Genomic DNA, 15,952 nt, shown 5'->3' on the forward strand with positions numbered 1-15,952 from the left:
GCGGCTAATCGAGCGCGCCGACGGCGCGCAACCTCGCACGCCCCTTGGCGGCGGTCCGCGGATCGTCCGACTCGGCGTCCTCCCTGGCGGCGCTCTCGTCGATCTCCGATTCGAACTCGGCCGACTCGGCGAGGATCGTCACCGATTCCTCGGTGACGGAGAGAAATCCGCCGTCCACCGCGATCCGCAGATCGTCCTCGCCCTCTCGTTCGACCCGCACCATTGCGTCGTCGATCAGTTGGGCCACCAGTGGGATGTGCCGCGGCAGGATGCCGATCTCACCCACGGTGGTGCGGGTGAACAGAAACGTTGCCTCACCTGACCAGATCTCTCGGTCGACGGCGACTATCTCAACGTTCATTTCAGCCATGCCTCAGAGCCTTTCAGAGCCTTCTCGCCGCGCTCAGGATTCCAGTTTGGCGCCGAAGCCCTCGGCCTTCTTCGCCAAGTCGTCGAGGCCGCCGATCAAGAAGAACGCCTGCTCCGGGATGTGGTCGAAATCGCCCTTGGTCAGCCGGTCGAACGACTCGATGGTCTCCTTCAGCGGCACCGTCGAGCCCGGCTGGCCGGTGAACTGCTCGGCCGCCATCATGTTCTGCGAGAGGAACCGCTCGATGCGTCGGGCACGCTGCACCAGTTGCTTGTCCTCTTCCGACAACTCGTCGATACCGAGGATCGCGATGATGTCCTGCAGGTCCTTGTACCGCTGCAGGATTCGGATGACTTCCTGAGCGACGCGGTAGTGCTCGTCACCGACGACGCTCGGGTCCAGGATGGTCGAGCTCGACGCTAGCGGGTCGACGGCGGGGAAGATGCCCTTGGAGAACACCGATCGCGACAGCTCGGTGGTGGCGTCCAGGTGGGCGAACGTCGTCGCCGGCGCCGGGTCGGTGTAGTCGTCGGCGGGCACGTAGACCGCCTGCATCGACGTGATCGACTTGCCCCGCGTCGAGGTGATGCGCTCCTGCAGCTCGCCCATTTCGTCGGCCAGGGTGGGCTGGTAGCCCACCGCGGACGGCATACGACCGAGCAGCGTGGAGACCTCGGACCCGGCTTGGGTGAACCGGAAGATGTTGTCGATGAAGAGCAGCACGTCCTGGCCCGCCTCGTCGCGGAACCATTCGGCCATCGTCAGCGCGGACAGCGCCACTCGCATACGGGTGCCGGGCGGCTCGTCCATCTGACCGAACACCAGCGCGGTGTCCTTGAGCACGTCGGCTTCCTTGAGCTCGACCCACAGGTCGTTGCCCTCGCGGGTGCGCTCACCCACGCCGGCGAAAACCGAAGTGCCACCGAAGTTTCGGGCAATACGGTTGATCATCTCCTGGATCAGCACCGTCTTGCCGACGCCGGCGCCACCGAACAGTGCGATCTTGCCGCCACGCACGTACGGGGTGAGCAGGTCGACGACCTTGAGTCCGGTTTCGAGCATCTCGGTGCGGGGCTCGAGCTCTTCGAACGGCGGCGGCTTGCGGTGAATCGACCAGTGCTCGAAGTCTTCTCCGTAGCCCGGCTTGTCCAGGCAGTCCCCCAGGGCGTTGAACACGTGGCCCTTGACCTCCTGACCGACCGGCACCGAGATCGACTTGCCGCTGTCCGTCACCTCGACGCCGCGAACCAGACCGTCGGTGGGCTGCAACGAAATGGTGCGCACCAGGTTGTCACCGAGGTGCTGGGCGACCTCGAGCGTCAGCGTCTTCTTGAGCTCTTCGAACGTGATGTCGGCGTTGAGCGCGTTGAACAGGTCCGGCACGGAGCCGCGCGGGAATTCGACGTCGACCACCGGGCCGGTGATCCGCACCACGCGGCCGCTGGTCTCGGAGTTCTTGGTCTTCTCGGTCTTTTCTGTGGTTCCAGTAGCAGCCATATTTTTCTCTTCCTCGTGTGCTACTTAGCGTCGGCGAGCGCGTTTGCGCCACCGACGATTTCGCTGATCTCTTGGGTGATCTGGGCCTGCCGCTCGCGGTTCGCCATCAGCGTGAGCTCTTTGATCAGGTCATCGGCGTTGTCCGTCGCCGACTTCATCGCCCGCTGACGCGACGCGAGCTCCGATGCCGCCGATTCGAGCAGCGCCGTGTACACCCGGGTCGTCACATACCGCGGCAACAGCGCCTCGAAAAGCGTTGTCGCGTCCGGCTCGAACGAGTACAGCGTGTGGAGTTCGTCGGTGTCCTCGACGTATTCCACCACCAACGGGGCGATGCGGTGGGCCGCCGCGGCCTGCGACATCATCGACTTGAACTCCGAGTAGACGATGTGCAGTTCGTCCACACCCTGGTCGTCCTGGGACTCGTCGTCATCCGTGCCGGCCATGAATGTCTCGACCAAGGTGGACGCGATCTCCGCAGCGTTTTCGTATTTGGGTTGCTCAGAAAAACCCGTCCACGATTCCGTGATGTCCCAGTTGCGAAACTTGAAGTAATTCTGCGCCTTTCGGCCCACCGTATAGACGACGGGGGTCTTACCCTCCTCCCGCAGCAGCGAGAACAGCTCCTCGGCGCGGCGGAAGATGCTCGAGTTGTACGCGCCGCACAAACCACGGTCCGAGGACACCACCAGGACGCCGGCGCGCTTCGGCTCGTCTCGTTCCACCAGCAGCGGGTGGTCCAACGCGGCTTCGGAGGACAGCGTGGTGAGCATCGACGTGATCTGGAAGGTGTAGGGCCGGGCGGATTCCAACCGGGCCTGCGCCTTGCCGATGCGCGAGGTCGCGATCATCTCCTGGGCCTTGGTGATCTTCTTGATCGACCCGGCCGAACGAATCCGGCCCCGTAATTCGCGAAGTGTTGCCGCCATAGGTCGCTACTTCTTGGCCTTGCCGGACGCCTTCTTGGAATCCTTGGATGCCTTTGGCTTTTCTTTCTTGACCTGTACGGACTCCTTCTCCAGATCCTCGTCGTCCAAGGCGTCGACGTGCTCGTCGGGCACGACCGATCCACCGCCGGTGGCCGCGAAGCCATTCTTGAACTTGTTGATGATCTCGGTGAGCTGGTTTTCGCCCTCCTCCGAGAGCTTTCCGCTGTCGCGGACACCGCTCAAGAACTTCTCTTCCGACGCCCGCATGTGGTCGAGCAGCTCGGTCTCGAAACGCCGGACATCCTCGACGGGTACCGAGTCCAGGTGACCGCCGGTTCCCAGGAAGATCGAAACCACCTGTTCCTCAACGGGCATGGGCTGGTACTGCGGCTGCTTCAGCAGTTCCACCAGTCGCTCACCGCGTTCCAGCTGAGCCTTGGAGGTCGCATCCAGGTCCGAGGCGAAGGCGGCGAACGATTCGAGTTCGCGGTACTGCGACAGGTCCAAGCGGAGACTTCCCGCCACCTCTTTCATGGCCTTGATCTGCGCCGCACCACCCACACGGGACACCGAGACACCCACGTTGATGGCAGGCCGCACACCCTGGTTGAACAGGTCGGACTCCAGGAAGCACTGCCCGTCGGTGATCGAGATGACGTTGGTGGGGATGTAGGCGGAGATGTCGTTGGCCTTGGTCTCGATGATCGGCAGCCCGGTCAGCGAGCCGCCGCCGAGGTCGTCCGACAGCTTGGCGCAGCGCTCCAGCAGGCGCGAGTGGAGGTAGAACACGTCGCCTGGGTAGGCCTCGCGACCCGGCGGGCGGCGCAGCAGCAACGAGATCGCCCGGTACGCCTCGGCCTGCTTGCTCAGGTCGTCGAAGACGATCAGCACGTGCTTGCCGTCATACATCCAGTGCTGGGCGATCGCCGAACCCGTATACGGCGCAAGCCATTTGAAGCCGGCGGAATCGGATGCGGGCGCCGCGACGATGGTCGTGTAGTCCATCGCCCCGCCCTCCTCCAGGGCGCGCCGGACGGACGCGATCGTGGTGCCCTTCTGGCCGATCGCCACGTAGACGCAGCGCACCTGCTTGCGTTCGTCGCCGCTCTCCCAGTTCTCCCGCTGGTTGAGGATGGTGTCCACGCAGACAGCGGTCTTGCCGGTCTTGCGGTCGCCGATGATCAGCTGGCGCTGGCCGCGGCCGATCGGCGTCATCGCATCGATGGCCTTGATGCCGGTCTGCAGCGGCTCGCTCACGCTCTGCCGCTGCACCACCGACGGCGCCTGGATCTCCAGCGCGCGGCGAATGTCGGTGTCGACGTCGCCGCGGCCGTCGATCGGCTGGCCGAGCGGGTTGACGACGCGGCCCAGGAACGCGTCGCCGACGGGAACCGACAGGACCTCGCCGGTGCGCTTGACCTGCTGTCCCTCTTCGATCTTTTCGAAGTCACCCAGGATCACCGCACCGACGCTGTGCTCATCGAGGTTGAGTGCGACGCCGAGGACGCCTCCGGAGAACTCGAGCAGCTCCTGGGTCATGACTGAGGGCAGGCCTTCGACGTGGGCGATGCCGTCCCCCGCGTCGACGACGGTGCCAACCTCTTCCCGGGAGGTGTCGGACGTGAAAGAGCCTACGTACTCCTCGATGGCGCTCTGGATGTCATCAGCGGAGATTGTCAACTCGGCCATGGCTTTTCGTCTTCCTACTTGAGCGTGGTTCGCGTGTGATTGTGATGAGTGGTATGGGTCAATCGGGCAGTTGAGCCTCGGCCGCGGCAAGGCGAGAAGCGAGTGTCCCGTCGATCACTTCGTCGGCCACGGAGATGAGCAGTCCGCCCAGTAGTTCGTCGTTTATCTGGAGCTGCACCGCTACGGGGTGTCCGTAGATGCGGCCGAGCACGTCGCTAAGACGAGAACGCTGGGCGTCGCTGAGGTCGGCCGCCGCACCGACCGTAGCGACGATCTCGCCGCGGCGGGCCACGGCGACCTCGGTCAGGAACTGCACGGCCTCCTCCGCCGGCCGGCCTCGGAGCAGTTCGACCGTGTGGGTCAGCAGCGCGGTCACGATGGGGTTGACCCTGCCGCTCGCACTGTCAAGTACCTTGCGCAACAGACCAACTCGGCCGTCCACCGGAACGGAGTAGTCACCCAGCAGGATGGCGAGCCGCGGCTGGGCGTCGAGGATGCGGGAGAACAAGAACAACTGTTCTTCGACCTCGTCGACTTTGTCCTCGCGTTCGGCGACTTCGAGCAGGGCTTGCCGCGACACGTGTTCGATGGCGTCGATCAGGTCTGAGTTGGTCGACCACCGCTCCGAGACCGCCGCGCGCAATACGTCGAGTGTGGTGTCGCCCACCTTGTCGGAGACCAGCCGCTCGATCAGCCGGACCCTGGGGGCCCCGTCCTCGGCCGGAACGGTCAGATACCGCGTGACGACGATCTCGCGGTCCAGCATCTCGGCCACCGCCACCAGTTCGCTGGCGAGAGACGAAAGCCCCTTGTTGTCAAGGTCTTTGGCGATAGCGCCGAACCGGTCCGACACGTTGCCCAAAGCGACGCGGCTCGACGAGCGCATCTTGGTCATCAAGGGGTACTGGACGTCGGCAGACGCGGGTGCCATGTCGTCGAGCTCGTCGAGGAACCTGTCGACGGTGGCCGACTGCTGTTCGGCGTCGGCGACGAAGTTACGCACCAACTCGCCCGCCTGACGCACCGCCTCGTGACCGAGTTCCAGGCGGAGCTGGCGGCTCAGCTGGGTGTGCAGGAGATCGGCCTGGCGGCCGCCCTGTGCGTTGATGCGTTCGGATTCGACCTCGGCCTGGGCCTGCAACTGCTCGACGATGCGGGCCGCATCGGTGCGGGCCTCCTCGACGACCCGCTCGCCTTCCGTCTTGGCGTCTTCGACGGCCTTACTGTGCGCCGTGGTCGACTCGGTCAGCCGATCACCAGCCGTCGCAGCATCTTTCAGCTGCTGGCGCACGGCATCTTGCCGGGCGGCCATCAGCCTGCGCACCGGCGGCACGACGTAACGCACCACCAGGAACACGATGGCCGCAAAGCCCACCAGTTGGCCGATGAAAGTCGACATGCGTGATTACCGTCCGGATGTCTTGGTTGCGGATGTGGTCGCGGCGGGGGCGACGTCTACGCCGAGGATGCGACTGGCCAACGTCGCCGACAGGGACGCCACGTTGGCACGCAGATCCAGTTCCACGGCGTCCCTCTCCCGCTTCAATTGCTCCGATGCCATTTGCAACGTCGACATCACCTGTTGCTCGGCACGGGCGCGCGCGTCTTCGATCACCTTACGGCCTTCGGCGCGGGCTTCGTCGCGCAACGACGACGCCTGAATCCGCGCTTCGGTCAGCGCTTCTTCGTAGTCGGCCTTGGCCGCTTCGAACTGCTCGGCCGCCTTCTTGTTGTCGGCGGCCGTCTTGGCGACCATGGCGTCGCGCTCGCGCAACACCTTCATCACCGGCGGCACAACGAATGTGCCAATGACGGCCAGCACGATCAGGAAGATGGCCAGCACGAAGAAGAAGGTGCCGTTGGGGACGAGGAAGTTGCTGCCTCCCTCGGCCACCATCTGGCCGGAAGCCAGAATGCTCAGGCTCGCGTCGCCCATCACAGCGGACTAGGTGCCGACGGGCGTGGCGAAGACGAACAGCGCCATGAAGGCCAGGTTGATGAAGTAGGCCGCCTCAACCAGACCGACGGTGATGAAGAACGGCGTAAACAACCGGCCTTGCGCCTCGGGTTGCCGGGCGATGCCGGACACCAGCGCATTACCGGCGATACCGTCACCGATACCGGCACCGATCGCGCCGCCGCCCATGATGAGTCCGCCGCCGATGAGTGCCGCGGCAGCGACTTGGGGGTCCAGAGCCATTCTTATCCTCCTTGATATCCGGTAGGGGTCTACCAGGTCTCTGTAATGGTGCGTGGGTCAAAACAATTCACGGTGGTCTCAGTCATGGTGATCCTCGATCTCCATGGCTTGACTGAAGTACAAAATGGTCAGAATCGAGAAGATGAACGCCTGGATCGCGCCGACGAACAGATCGAAGGCCTTCCAGATCGCGTTAGGCGCCCACATGATGTACGGCGGGAACAACGCGATCAGCGCGACCAGGATGCCGCCGGCGAAGATGTTGCCGAAAAGTCGGAGCGACAACGAGATCGGCTTGGCGAGCTCTTCCACCAGGTTGATCGGCGCCAGGAACGCCACGTGGCCTTTGAGCACGGCGAGGGGATGCCCGACGACGCCGCGCCGCCAGATGCCCGCCACGTGGTAGCAGACGAACACGAAGAGGGCGAGCGCCAGAACGTAATTGATATCCGCCGCCGCCGACTTCAGCAGCTCGGTGGTGTGTCCCGACTTGTCGGTGTACTGCAGCGGAAGCACGGACAGCCAGTTGGAGATCAGGATGAACACGAAGATGGTGACGGCCAGCGGCAGCACGAACGGCGCGATACGCATTCCGACCGCGCTCTCGATCTGATCGCGCATCTGGACGGTGATGGCTTCCCAGAACAGCTGGACGCCGCTGGGAACTCCCGTGGAGGTGATCTTCGCGCGCAGGAAGAAGGCCAGCGCCAGCACGATCACCGCGGCGATCCCGGTCGCGAGGATGGTGTCGGTGTTGACGGTCATGCCCAGCCACTTGGCTTGGGTGTGCGCACCGACTTCGATCGCGCCTTCGGCCAGGAACGTCGTCTCAGGCATCGGTGGGGTTCCTTCCTTCCGTTCCTTCCGATCCCGCGATCACGCCGCCTTCGGCAGTGTCCGAAGACTCCGTCCAGTCGCCGGCGCGCAGCTTCTTCCAGACCGGCAGCGCCGTGGAGGCGACCAGGAGGACCTGGAAGAGCGCCAGCCCGAACATGGCACCCAATCCCGATGGCCGGAAAACAAACGCGATGATCAGCGCGACGACGGTGATGATCGCCAGACGCGTGGCCGAGTTAAGTGCCATCGAGCTTTTCATCGGGTGCTCTTTCGCGGTGATCGACGCGACGGAACGCCGCACCAGAATGGCGTTGAGCAAACCTAGGAGTAACCCGACACCAAAGAACACGCCGACCATCAGGTGGCCGGACAGTCCGGCCGCCAGCACCGCCACCGCGGTGATGACAATACTGATCACGAAGAGCCGAACCGGGCGGAAAGCAACAGAGGGAAACACCAACGGCGCGTCCTGCGCTGGTGTCGTCACTGCACACCTCAATCCCAGGTTGGTGGAACGGGAACCCCCCGACCGACTGATCGGTGGCCCGCCGAGCGTATCGCACGTCACAGCCGAATCACCCGAGGGGTAGCACCCGAGGCCGGTCTTCAACCAGCCCAGTCGGATCAGTCTCCGATGGACCGGTTGCCTGCGCGGCTTTTTGGGGTTCTACCAGCACCGTATCACATCGCAAACCGCACTACTACTCTTCGTCGTAGTAGTCTTCTCCGCGGCGCAAAAGCGGGATCGCCGTCGCGATGCCGGCCACCACGATGGCACCCAGCATCACCGCGGCGGTATCCCGGGGGCGGAAGAAGTTGGTGCTGGCCGCCCCGAACGCGACGATCCCGACCCAGAGGTAGATCAGCAACACCACGCGGCGGTGCGAATGACCGATCTGCAGCAACCGGTGATGCAGATGCATCTTGTCGGGGCTGAACGCGCTGCGGCCCGCACGGGTGCGGCGCACGATCGCCAACAGCAAATCGAGCATCGGTACGAAGATGACCGCGGTGACCAGGAGGAACGGCGACAACAAGACAAACACGTCGCGGGCCCCGTAGGCGTTCTGCGAGACCGGCCCGGCGGCGGTCGTCGACGCGGCCGACAGCATCAGGCCGATCAGCATCGAGCCGGAGTCACCCATGAAGATCTTCGCGCGATGGAAATTGTGCGGCAGAAAGCCCAGGCAGGCGCCGGCGAGCACCACCGAAATGACCGCGGGCGGATAGAACAGGACATCACCGCCGTGGTCGCGTAGCAAACCGACCGAGAACATGCAGATGGCCAGCGCGGTGATCAGCCCCAGCCCGGCGGCCAGGCCGTCGAGGCCGTCGACGAAGTTCATCGCGTTGACCACCGATACGGTCAGCGCGAGGGTCAGCAGGATCGATGAGGCCTGGTCGAGCACGATGGTGCCGACGCCGCCGACGGGGATGTAGAGCACGCTCCACGCCACGCCCATGGTGACCAGCACGCTGGCGGCCGTGATCTGTCCGGCGAACTTCGTCAATGCGTCGAGGCCCCAACGGTCGTCGATGAGGCCGATGCCCATGATGATCGCGCCGGCCACCAGCACCGCGGGCAGGCCGGTGGAGTAGACGAACCCTCGGGTGAGCGCCGGGAGTTGGGACGCCAGAAAGACGGCGGTGATGACGCCGAGAAACATCGCCAGACCGCCCATCCGGGGGGTCGGCGTCACGTGGACGTCGCGTTCCCGCGGGTAGGCGACCGCGCCCAGCCGGGTGGCCAGCACGCGCACCGGTCCGGTGGCGAAGTACGTGATGATCGCCGCGGTCAACCCCACCAGCGCCAGCTCCCGGAGCGGAACGCCGGCGCCGCGGTCGGCCAGCGCGAGCAACCCACCCGCAAGGTTGGTTACGTCGCTGGACATCCCCGAGACCGTACTGGACAAACCTGGCACCTCGACAGCCGCTCCAGTCAGGCCGGGGCGGTCAAGCTCTCCGGATCGACGGCGAGTACTTCGGCGATCCGCGCCGCGCTCACCGGGCCGGGCCGCAGGATCCGCGGGGTGGCACCGGTCAGATCGACGATCGTCGAGGCGGCCCCTTGATCGGACGAGCCCGCTTCCAGATAGACGTCGACCAGATCGCCGAGCTGGCCGCGCGCCTCGTTGGCATCCACGGCGGCCGGGCGCCCGGAGACGTTGGCGCTGGAAACCGCCAGGGGCCCGACTTCGCGCAACAGTTCAATGGCCACCGGGTGCAGCGGCATTCGCAACATCACCGTGCCGCGGGCATCGCCGAGATCCCATTGCAGCGACGGCGCCTGGCTCACCACAAGGCTCAACGCGCCCGGCCAGAACGCGCGGATCAGGTCGCGGGCGCCGTCGGGCATGGTGTAGACGAGACCCTCGATGGTGTGCCAGGAGCCGACCAGCACACCGACCGGCATATCGCGCCCCCGGCCCTTGGCCGACAGCAGCGCGGAGACCGCGGCGCTGTTGAACGCATCGGCGGCGATGCCGTAGACGGTGTCGGTCGGCATGACGATCAGCCGGCCGCCCTTGAGCGCTCCCGCCGCCGCGGCGACTCCGAGCGGACGCTGATCGGGGTCCGCGCAGTCAAAGACGTCTGTCACGTGCGCCACTCCTCCCCATCGCTTCGCTCTGCATCGTCGCGACGCGAGTCACGTGCGCCACTCCTCCCCGTCGCTTCGCTCTGCATCGTCGCGACGCGAGTCACGTGCGCCACTCCTCCCCATCGCTTCGCTCTGCATCGTCGCGACGCGAGTCACGTGCGCCACTCCCCGATGTCGTCCTCCTGCGGGCCGTCGCGAATCGCGGCCGGCCGGTCAGATCCCGCCGAGGCCGGATGTCGTCGAATTCTCCTGTGCGACCGAACAATTCCACCGTCTGCGTCGCGGTGGTGTCGTCGTGCTCGACGCCGAGCAGTCCGCCCGGGCGCAGCCAACGACCGGCGAGACCGACGATCGGGGCTATCACCGCGGACCCGTCCGGACCGCCGAAAACGGCCTCATGCGGATCATGTTGCGCGACTTCGGGATCCAGAACGGTGCCGTCGGGAACATAGGGTGGGTTGGCCACCACCATGTCGACTCGGCCGTCCAGTTCGGCGAGAAGTCCCGGCTCGGTGACGTCGGCGCGCACCAGCTCTATTGCGGTGCCGTGGGCGTTGCGGCGCGCGTAGTCGAGTGCGGCTTCGGAGATGTCGACGGCGACGATTCGCGCCGCGGGCCGATGGTGGGCCAGCGCCACCGCCAAAGCGCCCGAACCCGTGCACAAGTCGACGATGACGGGGCGCGGTGCGAGTTGCTGCGCGGTGGCCCATTCCAGCAGGGCCTCGGTTTCGGGCCGGGGTATGAAGACCCCGGGACCGACGTGCAGTAGGACGGGACCGAACGCCGCGGTACCCAAGAGATGTTGCAACGGAACCCGCCGCGAACGGGCGGCCACGATGTCGCGGTAGCTCCCGAAGAAGTCGTCGCCGGGCGGCTCCAGCAGGCCGAGGCGCCCGCGCTCGATTCCCGCCAGGTGCGCGGCCAGCTGCTCGGCATCCCAACGCGCAGAATCGATTCCCGCTGCGGCAAGGGTGGCCGCAGCATCGTCGATGGCGCGCCGCAGGCTGAGCGGAATCGTCCCGCTCCTCCTCATCGCTTCGCTCTGCATCGTCGCCGGGACGTCATGCCTGTTGCAGCCGGGACTGCTTGTCGGCGGCGGCCAGGGCGTCGAACAGGGCGTCGAGGTCGCCGTCCAGCACCTGGTCGAGGTTGTGCGACTTGAAATTGATGCGATGGTCCGCGATGCGGTTTTCCGGAAAGTTATAGGTGCGGATGCGTTCGCTGCGGTCCACGGTGCGGATCTGGCTGGCCCGGTCCGCCGATGCATCCGCCGATGCCTGCTCTTCGGCCAAGGACTGCAACCGGGCGGCCAGGACCTGCAGCGCGCGCGTCTTGTTCTGCAGCTGCGACCGTTCGTTCTGGCAGGTGACGACGATGCCGGTGGGCAGGTGCGTGATGCGCACCGCCGAGTCGGTGGTGTTGACACCCTGGCCACCCTTCCCCGACGACCGATAGACATCGATGCGCAGGTCCGACTCGTCGATCTGCACCTCGCCGACCTCTTCGGGTTCCGGATACACCAGCACGCCGGCCGCCGAAGTATGAACGCGGCCTTGGGATTCCGTCACCGGGACGCGTTGCACCCGATGCACTCCGCCTTCGAATTTCATCCGCGACCACACCCCGTCGGCAGTGTCGCCCTTGCTGGCGATGGCCAGCGTCGCGTCCTTGTAGCCGCCGAGGTCCGAGGTGGTTTCGTCCAGCACGGTGACGGTCCAGCCGTGCCGTTCGGCGTAGCGGATGTACATCCGCGCCAAGTCGGCAGCGAACAGGGCCGATTCCTCGCCGCCCTCACCGGATTTCACTTCGAGCACGATGTCGTCGGCGTCATGCGGGTCACGCGGCGCCAGCATGTCGGTGAGCTGGGTGTCCAATTCGGCCACCTGAGCTTCCAGATCGGTCACCTCGGCGGCGAACGACGCGTCGTCGGCGGCCAGCTCTCGCGCCGTTTCCAAGTCCTCGCGCGCGGCCTCCAACCTGCGGTAGGTGCCGACGATCGGGGCCAGCCGAGCGAACCGCCGTCCGGCCTTGCGGGCCTCGTCGGGGTTGCTGTGCAGTTCCGGATCCGCCAGCCGGCGCTCGAGGTCGGCGTGCTCGGTCAGCAGCACATCGATGGTCTGTACTGGCTTGGTCACCGCCACACCTCCTACCCCTTTCCGCCTGTCGTCACCGCAAACGCAAACCGACGCCCGACATGTGCGGCGGTGCGCACAGTTCGGGCGTCGGTAACCGAGCTATTTGTCGGCAGCGCCGGCTTTGCGCTTGCCGTACCGCTTCTCGAAGCGGGCCACCCGGCCACCGCTGTCGAGGATCTTCTGCTTGCCGGTGTAGAAGGGGTGGCACTGCGAGCACACCTCGACGGTGATGTGTCCACCCTCCTTGGTGCTGCGCGTCTGGAACGTGTTGCCACACCCGCAGAGCACCGTGGTCTCCCCGTAGGCGGGGTGAATGTCAGCTTTCATGATGTCCTCTTCGATCGTTTGTCGCCCGCCGCCGTCCGAATTCGGACGGCCGGGCGGAACTCCGAACCTCAGGCGGTTGGCGGATAATCGAGGCCCGATTATGCCAGGTCAACCGCCATCATCCCAAACAGCGAGCTGCGCCCGCGCATTCCCTCGCGCCTGTCTCGGTCTGCCGGTGGCTAGTCGTTGTCCATCGCCCCGGGTGTCGTCTTGGACACCTGGACCAGGAATTCGTAGTTGGTCTTGGTCTTGCGCAGCTGGCTCATCAGCAGGTCGATGGCCTGATGCGAATCCAGACCCGAGAGCACGCGGCGCAGCTTGTGCACGATGCCGAACTCGTCGGGCGAGAGCAGCAGCTCGTCCTTGCGGGTGCCGGACGGGTTCACGTCGACCGCCGGGAAGACCCGCCGCTCGGAGATCTTGCGGTCCAGCTTGAGCTCGGCGTTACCGGTGCCCTTGAACTCCTCGAAGATGACCGTGTCACCGGTGGACCCCGTCTCGACCATTGCGGTGGCGATGATGGTCAGCGACCCACCTTCCTCGATGTTGCGTGCGGCACCCAGGAACCGCTTGGGCGGATACAGGGCGGTGGAGTCGACACCACCGGACAGGATCCGGCCGGAGGCGGGCGACGCGTTGTTGTAGGCGCGCCCGAGGCGGGTGATCGAGTCCAGCAGCACCACGACGTCCTTGCCCTGCTCCACCAGTCGCTTGGCCCGCTCGATCGCCAGCTCGGCGACCGAGGTGTGGTCTGACGGCGGCCGGTCGAAGGTGGAGGCGATCACCTCACCCTTGACCGAGCGGGTCATGTCGGTGACCTCTTCAGGGCGCTCGTCGACGAGCACGACCATGAGGTGGCACTCCGGGTTGTTGCGGGTGATCGCGTTGGCGATGTCCTGCAGGATCGTGGTCTTACCGGCCTTGGGCGGCGACACGATGAGCGCACGCTGGCCCTTACCGATCGGCATGATCAGGTCGATGACGCGGGTGGTCAACCGGTCGGGCGTGGTTTCCAGGCGCAGGCGCTGGTTGGGGTACAACGGCGTCAGCTTGGAGAAATCGGGCCGCTTCTTGGCGTCTTCGACGGAACCGCCGTTGACGCTGTCCAGGCGCACCAACGGGTTGAACTTCTGCCGCTGGTTGGGCTGTTCGCCTTCCTTCGGCACGCGGACCGCGCCGGTGACGGCGTCCCCACGACGAAGGCCGTTCTTGCGCACCATATTCATCGACACGTAGACGTCGTGCGGGCCGGCCAGGTATCCGGAGGTGCGCACGAATGCGTAATTGTCGAGGACGTCAAGGATGCCGGCCACCGGCTGAACGACGTCGTCCTCGCGCAGCTCGGTGTCGCCACCCTCACCGGATCGCTCACCGCGGCGGCGACGGTCACGGAAGCGGCGTCCCCGCCGGCCCTGACGGCCCTCGCCGTCGTCGTCCTGCTGGTTCGACCCGCCACGGCCCTGCTGGCCGCCGGAGTTCTGCTCCTGGTCGTTGCCGCCGTCCTGGCCGCGGTCGTCATTCTGGTTGTGTTGCTTGGCTTTCTCCGGACGGTCGGCGTCGCCTGAGCCGGCGCGCTCGCGGCCGGTCTCGTCATTGCCGCGGGCGGTCTCGTCATTGCCGCGGGCGGAGGATCCCGCGTCGCGGCTCGCGCCGCGCCGTTCGCGGCGGGGCTGCACGGTCGTCGCGCCGTTCTGCTCGCCCTTGGCGCTGTCGTTCTGGCTGTCGCTATCGCCCGGCCGGCCGGCGTCCTCGGTGGACTTGGTGCCATTGGCGGGAGCGCCGTTGGCCTGTCCCCGGACTTCATTGATAGCGGCGATCAGTTCGTTCTTGCGCATGCCCGACGTCCCTTTGACGCCAACTTGATTGGCCAGCGCGCGCAGCTCGGGAAGCACCATCGTGGACAGTGCACCGCCCGAGGCGTGAGATTTCGCGTGTGGCGTGTCGGTGGTCACGGCATTCGAGAGTTGATTGGCGTCAGTGTTTTCGCCAGCCGTGAACAGGTCCGTATCAGTCACGGATTTCCTTTCTTCCCCCGGTGATCAGGTCATACGGGGGGTTCGTTGCATTCAGGCAAATCGCCGAGTGCGCCCAATCATCGACATTGCAACGGTGATCGCCTGGATCGGCGGAGTAAACGGCGAACCTCGTCCACAAGAAGAATTGGTGTTGTCCTAGCGGCAAGGCAGTATGGATGCAGATGCAGATGCTGCGATTGCTGGACGGCTCCGAGGATAGCCCTCATCCCTTCCGGAAGCAAGCAAACCCTCCCGCCACACCGTGGATCAACCGACGACGGTGACTCCCGGGCTCCAGCGGGCTGGTTCGCCAACGGTCATCTCGGTGACGGCAAATCCGATTGCGGCCCCGTAATCCAGCACCTCCGAAGCCAGTCCTGACCCTGTGGCCAGCGCAATCAGCGAAGGTCCGGCGCCCGAAAGCGCCGCTGCCACGTTATTACGCCGCAGCAGTCGCAAATATTCCGCCGAGGCCGGCATGGCGGGCGCGCGCTGCGGCTGATGCAACGCGTCGTCGGTGGCCACCATGAGTAGATCGGGGCGTTGCGTGAGCGCCACCACCAGCAACGCGGCGCGGCTGACGTTGAAGCGTGCGTCTTCGTGGCTGACCTGCGCGGGCAGCAGCATGCGGGTGTCGGCGGTGTGCGAGCGTTCCTCGGGAATCGCGGAGAACAAGCGGATATCGGGGTGCAGCCGCAGCGGCACCGCCGCGTACCGCGGGCCATCGCCACTGCGGTCAACCCACGAGACGACCGCACCGCCCAGAACGGCGGCCGCCGCATTATCGGGATGACCTTCGAACTCCGAGGACAGCTGGATCAGTTGAGTGTCGCTGAGCGTCTGCCAATCCGTTTGCGCGACAAGGCCGTTGGCCGCCGCCAGGCCGCCGACCACCGCCGCCGCAGAAGAGCCGAGGCCGCGTGAATGCGGGATGGCGTTGCGGCAACGCACCACCAGGCCGGGCGCGCGGACCCCCATGGCCCGCAGCCCGCAGTCCAGGGCCCGAACCACCAAGTGATCGGGGCCCACCGGCAACTCGCCCGCACCTTCACCCTCGACCAGCACGACGATTCCGGAATCCGTTGTCTCGACGATGATTTCGTCGTAAAGACTCAATGCCAGACCCAGGGTGTCGAAGCCGGGGCCAAGGTTGGCGCTCGACGCCGATACCACGGCCGTGGCCACCAACCCAGCAGGCAACATCGGGGTCATCAATCACCCTCCGCCGCGCTCGCGATCACCGCAGACCCCACCACGTGGCGACCCGCCACGCCCGGCTCCGCCGCGCTCGCGATCACCGCAGACCCCACCACGTGGCGACCCGCCACGCCCGGCTCCGCCGCGCTCGCGATCA

Annotated in this window: 15 protein-coding genes and 1 pseudogene; all 16 read right to left on the reverse strand. The window is 65.8% G+C overall.

Features of this window, described 5'->3' with window-relative positions:
* Positions 1-4 precede the first annotated feature (4 nt).
* The 16 genes and pseudogenes from OQ789_RS16490 to thrB all read right to left on the reverse strand — a co-directional run bounded on the left by OQ789_RS16490 (position 5) and on the right by thrB (position 15,801).
* Positions 5-370 carry a F0F1 ATP synthase subunit epsilon gene (locus tag OQ789_RS16490; protein WP_324687075.1) on the reverse strand — a complete coding sequence of 122 codons (366 nt, stop codon included), beginning with the start codon at positions 368-370 and terminating at the stop codon, positions 5-7.
* Positions 371-403: 33 nt separating this feature from the next.
* Positions 404-1,867, reverse strand: a complete 1,464-nt coding sequence (atpD, locus tag OQ789_RS16495; RefSeq protein WP_324687076.1) for a F0F1 ATP synthase subunit beta — start codon at positions 1,865-1,867, stop codon at positions 404-406.
* 20 nt (positions 1,868-1,887) lie between these two features.
* Positions 1,888-2,796: a F0F1 ATP synthase subunit gamma gene (locus tag OQ789_RS16500; protein WP_324687077.1), complete on the reverse strand. Its 909-nt coding sequence runs from the start codon at positions 2,794-2,796 to the stop codon at positions 1,888-1,890.
* Between the two features lie 6 nt (positions 2,797-2,802).
* Positions 2,803-4,485: a F0F1 ATP synthase subunit alpha gene (atpA, locus tag OQ789_RS16505; RefSeq protein WP_324687078.1), complete on the reverse strand. Its 1,683-nt coding sequence runs from the start codon at positions 4,483-4,485 to the stop codon at positions 2,803-2,805.
* Positions 4,486-4,543: 58 nt separating this feature from the next.
* Entirely contained in the window at positions 4,544-5,884 is a 1,341-nt protein-coding gene (locus OQ789_RS16510) for a F0F1 ATP synthase subunit B/delta (protein ID WP_324687079.1), read from the reverse strand.
* Positions 5,885-5,890: 6 nt separating this feature from the next.
* Positions 5,891-6,421 (reverse strand): F0F1 ATP synthase subunit B, encoded by a 531-nt coding sequence (locus tag OQ789_RS16515; protein WP_324687080.1) that lies wholly within the window; start codon positions 6,419-6,421, stop codon positions 5,891-5,893.
* A 9-nt stretch (positions 6,422-6,430) separates the two neighbouring features.
* Positions 6,431-6,679: a F0F1 ATP synthase subunit C gene (locus tag OQ789_RS16520; protein WP_024636915.1), complete on the reverse strand. Its 249-nt coding sequence runs from the start codon at positions 6,677-6,679 to the stop codon at positions 6,431-6,433.
* Positions 6,680-6,763: 84 nt separating this feature from the next.
* Entirely contained in the window at positions 6,764-7,522 is a 759-nt protein-coding gene (gene atpB, locus OQ789_RS16525) for a F0F1 ATP synthase subunit A (RefSeq protein WP_324687081.1), read from the reverse strand.
* Positions 7,515-8,009, reverse strand: coding sequence for an ATP synthase subunit I (locus tag OQ789_RS16530; RefSeq protein ID WP_324687082.1), 495 nt, complete (start codon positions 8,007-8,009; stop codon positions 7,515-7,517). The genes atpB and OQ789_RS16530 overlap by 8 nt, the downstream gene beginning before the upstream one ends.
* A gap of 214 nt (positions 8,010-8,223) precedes the next feature.
* Positions 8,224-9,433: pseudogene (locus OQ789_RS16535) on the reverse strand (glycosyltransferase family 4 protein); the annotation flags it as partial.
* 28 nt (positions 9,434-9,461) lie between these two features.
* Positions 9,462-10,121: an L-threonylcarbamoyladenylate synthase gene (locus tag OQ789_RS16540; protein ID WP_324687083.1), complete on the reverse strand. Its 660-nt coding sequence runs from the start codon at positions 10,119-10,121 to the stop codon at positions 9,462-9,464.
* Positions 10,122-10,221: 100 nt separating this feature from the next.
* Positions 10,222-11,136, reverse strand: a complete 915-nt coding sequence (gene prmC / locus OQ789_RS16545) for a peptide chain release factor N(5)-glutamine methyltransferase (RefSeq protein ID WP_420716132.1) — start codon at positions 11,134-11,136, stop codon at positions 10,222-10,224.
* 46 nt (positions 11,137-11,182) lie between these two features.
* Positions 11,183-12,256, reverse strand: coding sequence for a peptide chain release factor 1 (gene prfA / locus OQ789_RS16550; protein ID WP_324687086.1), 1,074 nt, complete (start codon positions 12,254-12,256; stop codon positions 11,183-11,185).
* Between the two features lie 99 nt (positions 12,257-12,355).
* Entirely contained in the window at positions 12,356-12,583 is a 228-nt protein-coding gene (gene rpmE, locus OQ789_RS16555; protein WP_324687088.1) for a 50S ribosomal protein L31, read from the reverse strand.
* A gap of 179 nt (positions 12,584-12,762) precedes the next feature.
* Entirely contained in the window at positions 12,763-14,598 is a 1,836-nt protein-coding gene (gene rho, locus OQ789_RS16560) for a transcription termination factor Rho (RefSeq protein WP_324687089.1), read from the reverse strand.
* Between the two features lie 267 nt (positions 14,599-14,865).
* Positions 14,866-15,801, reverse strand: a complete 936-nt coding sequence (thrB, locus tag OQ789_RS16565; protein ID WP_420716133.1) for a homoserine kinase — start codon at positions 15,799-15,801, stop codon at positions 14,866-14,868.
* Positions 15,802-15,952: the final 151 nt, after the last annotated feature.

It is taken from the genome of Mycobacterium sp. 94-17 (assembly GCF_035617725.1).
Classification (GTDB): Bacteria; Actinomycetota; Actinomycetes; order Mycobacteriales; family Mycobacteriaceae; genus Mycobacterium.

Coding starts and splice junctions, on each gene's coding strand:
- OQ789_RS16500 (WP_324687077.1), bottom strand. CDS start 2,796: ATGGCGGCAACACTTCGCGAATTACGGGGCCGGATTCGTTCGGCCGGG.
- rpmE (WP_324687088.1), bottom strand. CDS start 12,583: ATGAAAGCTGACATTCACCCCGCCTACGGGGAGACCACGGTGCTCTGC.
- OQ789_RS16515 (WP_324687080.1), bottom strand. CDS start 6,421: ATGGGCGACGCGAGCCTGAGCATTCTGGCTTCCGGCCAGATGGTGGCC.
- thrB (WP_420716133.1), bottom strand. CDS start 15,801: ATGTTGCCTGCTGGGTTGGTGGCCACGGCCGTGGTATCGGCGTCGAGC.
- atpA (WP_324687078.1), bottom strand. CDS start 4,485: ATGGCCGAGTTGACAATCTCCGCTGATGACATCCAGAGCGCCATCGAG.
- atpD (WP_324687076.1), bottom strand. CDS start 1,867: ATGGCTGCTACTGGAACCACAGAAAAGACCGAGAAGACCAAGAACTCC.
- OQ789_RS16490 (WP_324687075.1), bottom strand. CDS start 370: ATGGCTGAAATGAACGTTGAGATAGTCGCCGTCGACCGAGAGATCTGG.
- OQ789_RS16510 (WP_324687079.1), bottom strand. CDS start 5,884: ATGTCGACTTTCATCGGCCAACTGGTGGGCTTTGCGGCCATCGTGTTC.
- atpB (WP_324687081.1), bottom strand. CDS start 7,522: ATGCCTGAGACGACGTTCCTGGCCGAAGGCGCGATCGAAGTCGGTGCG.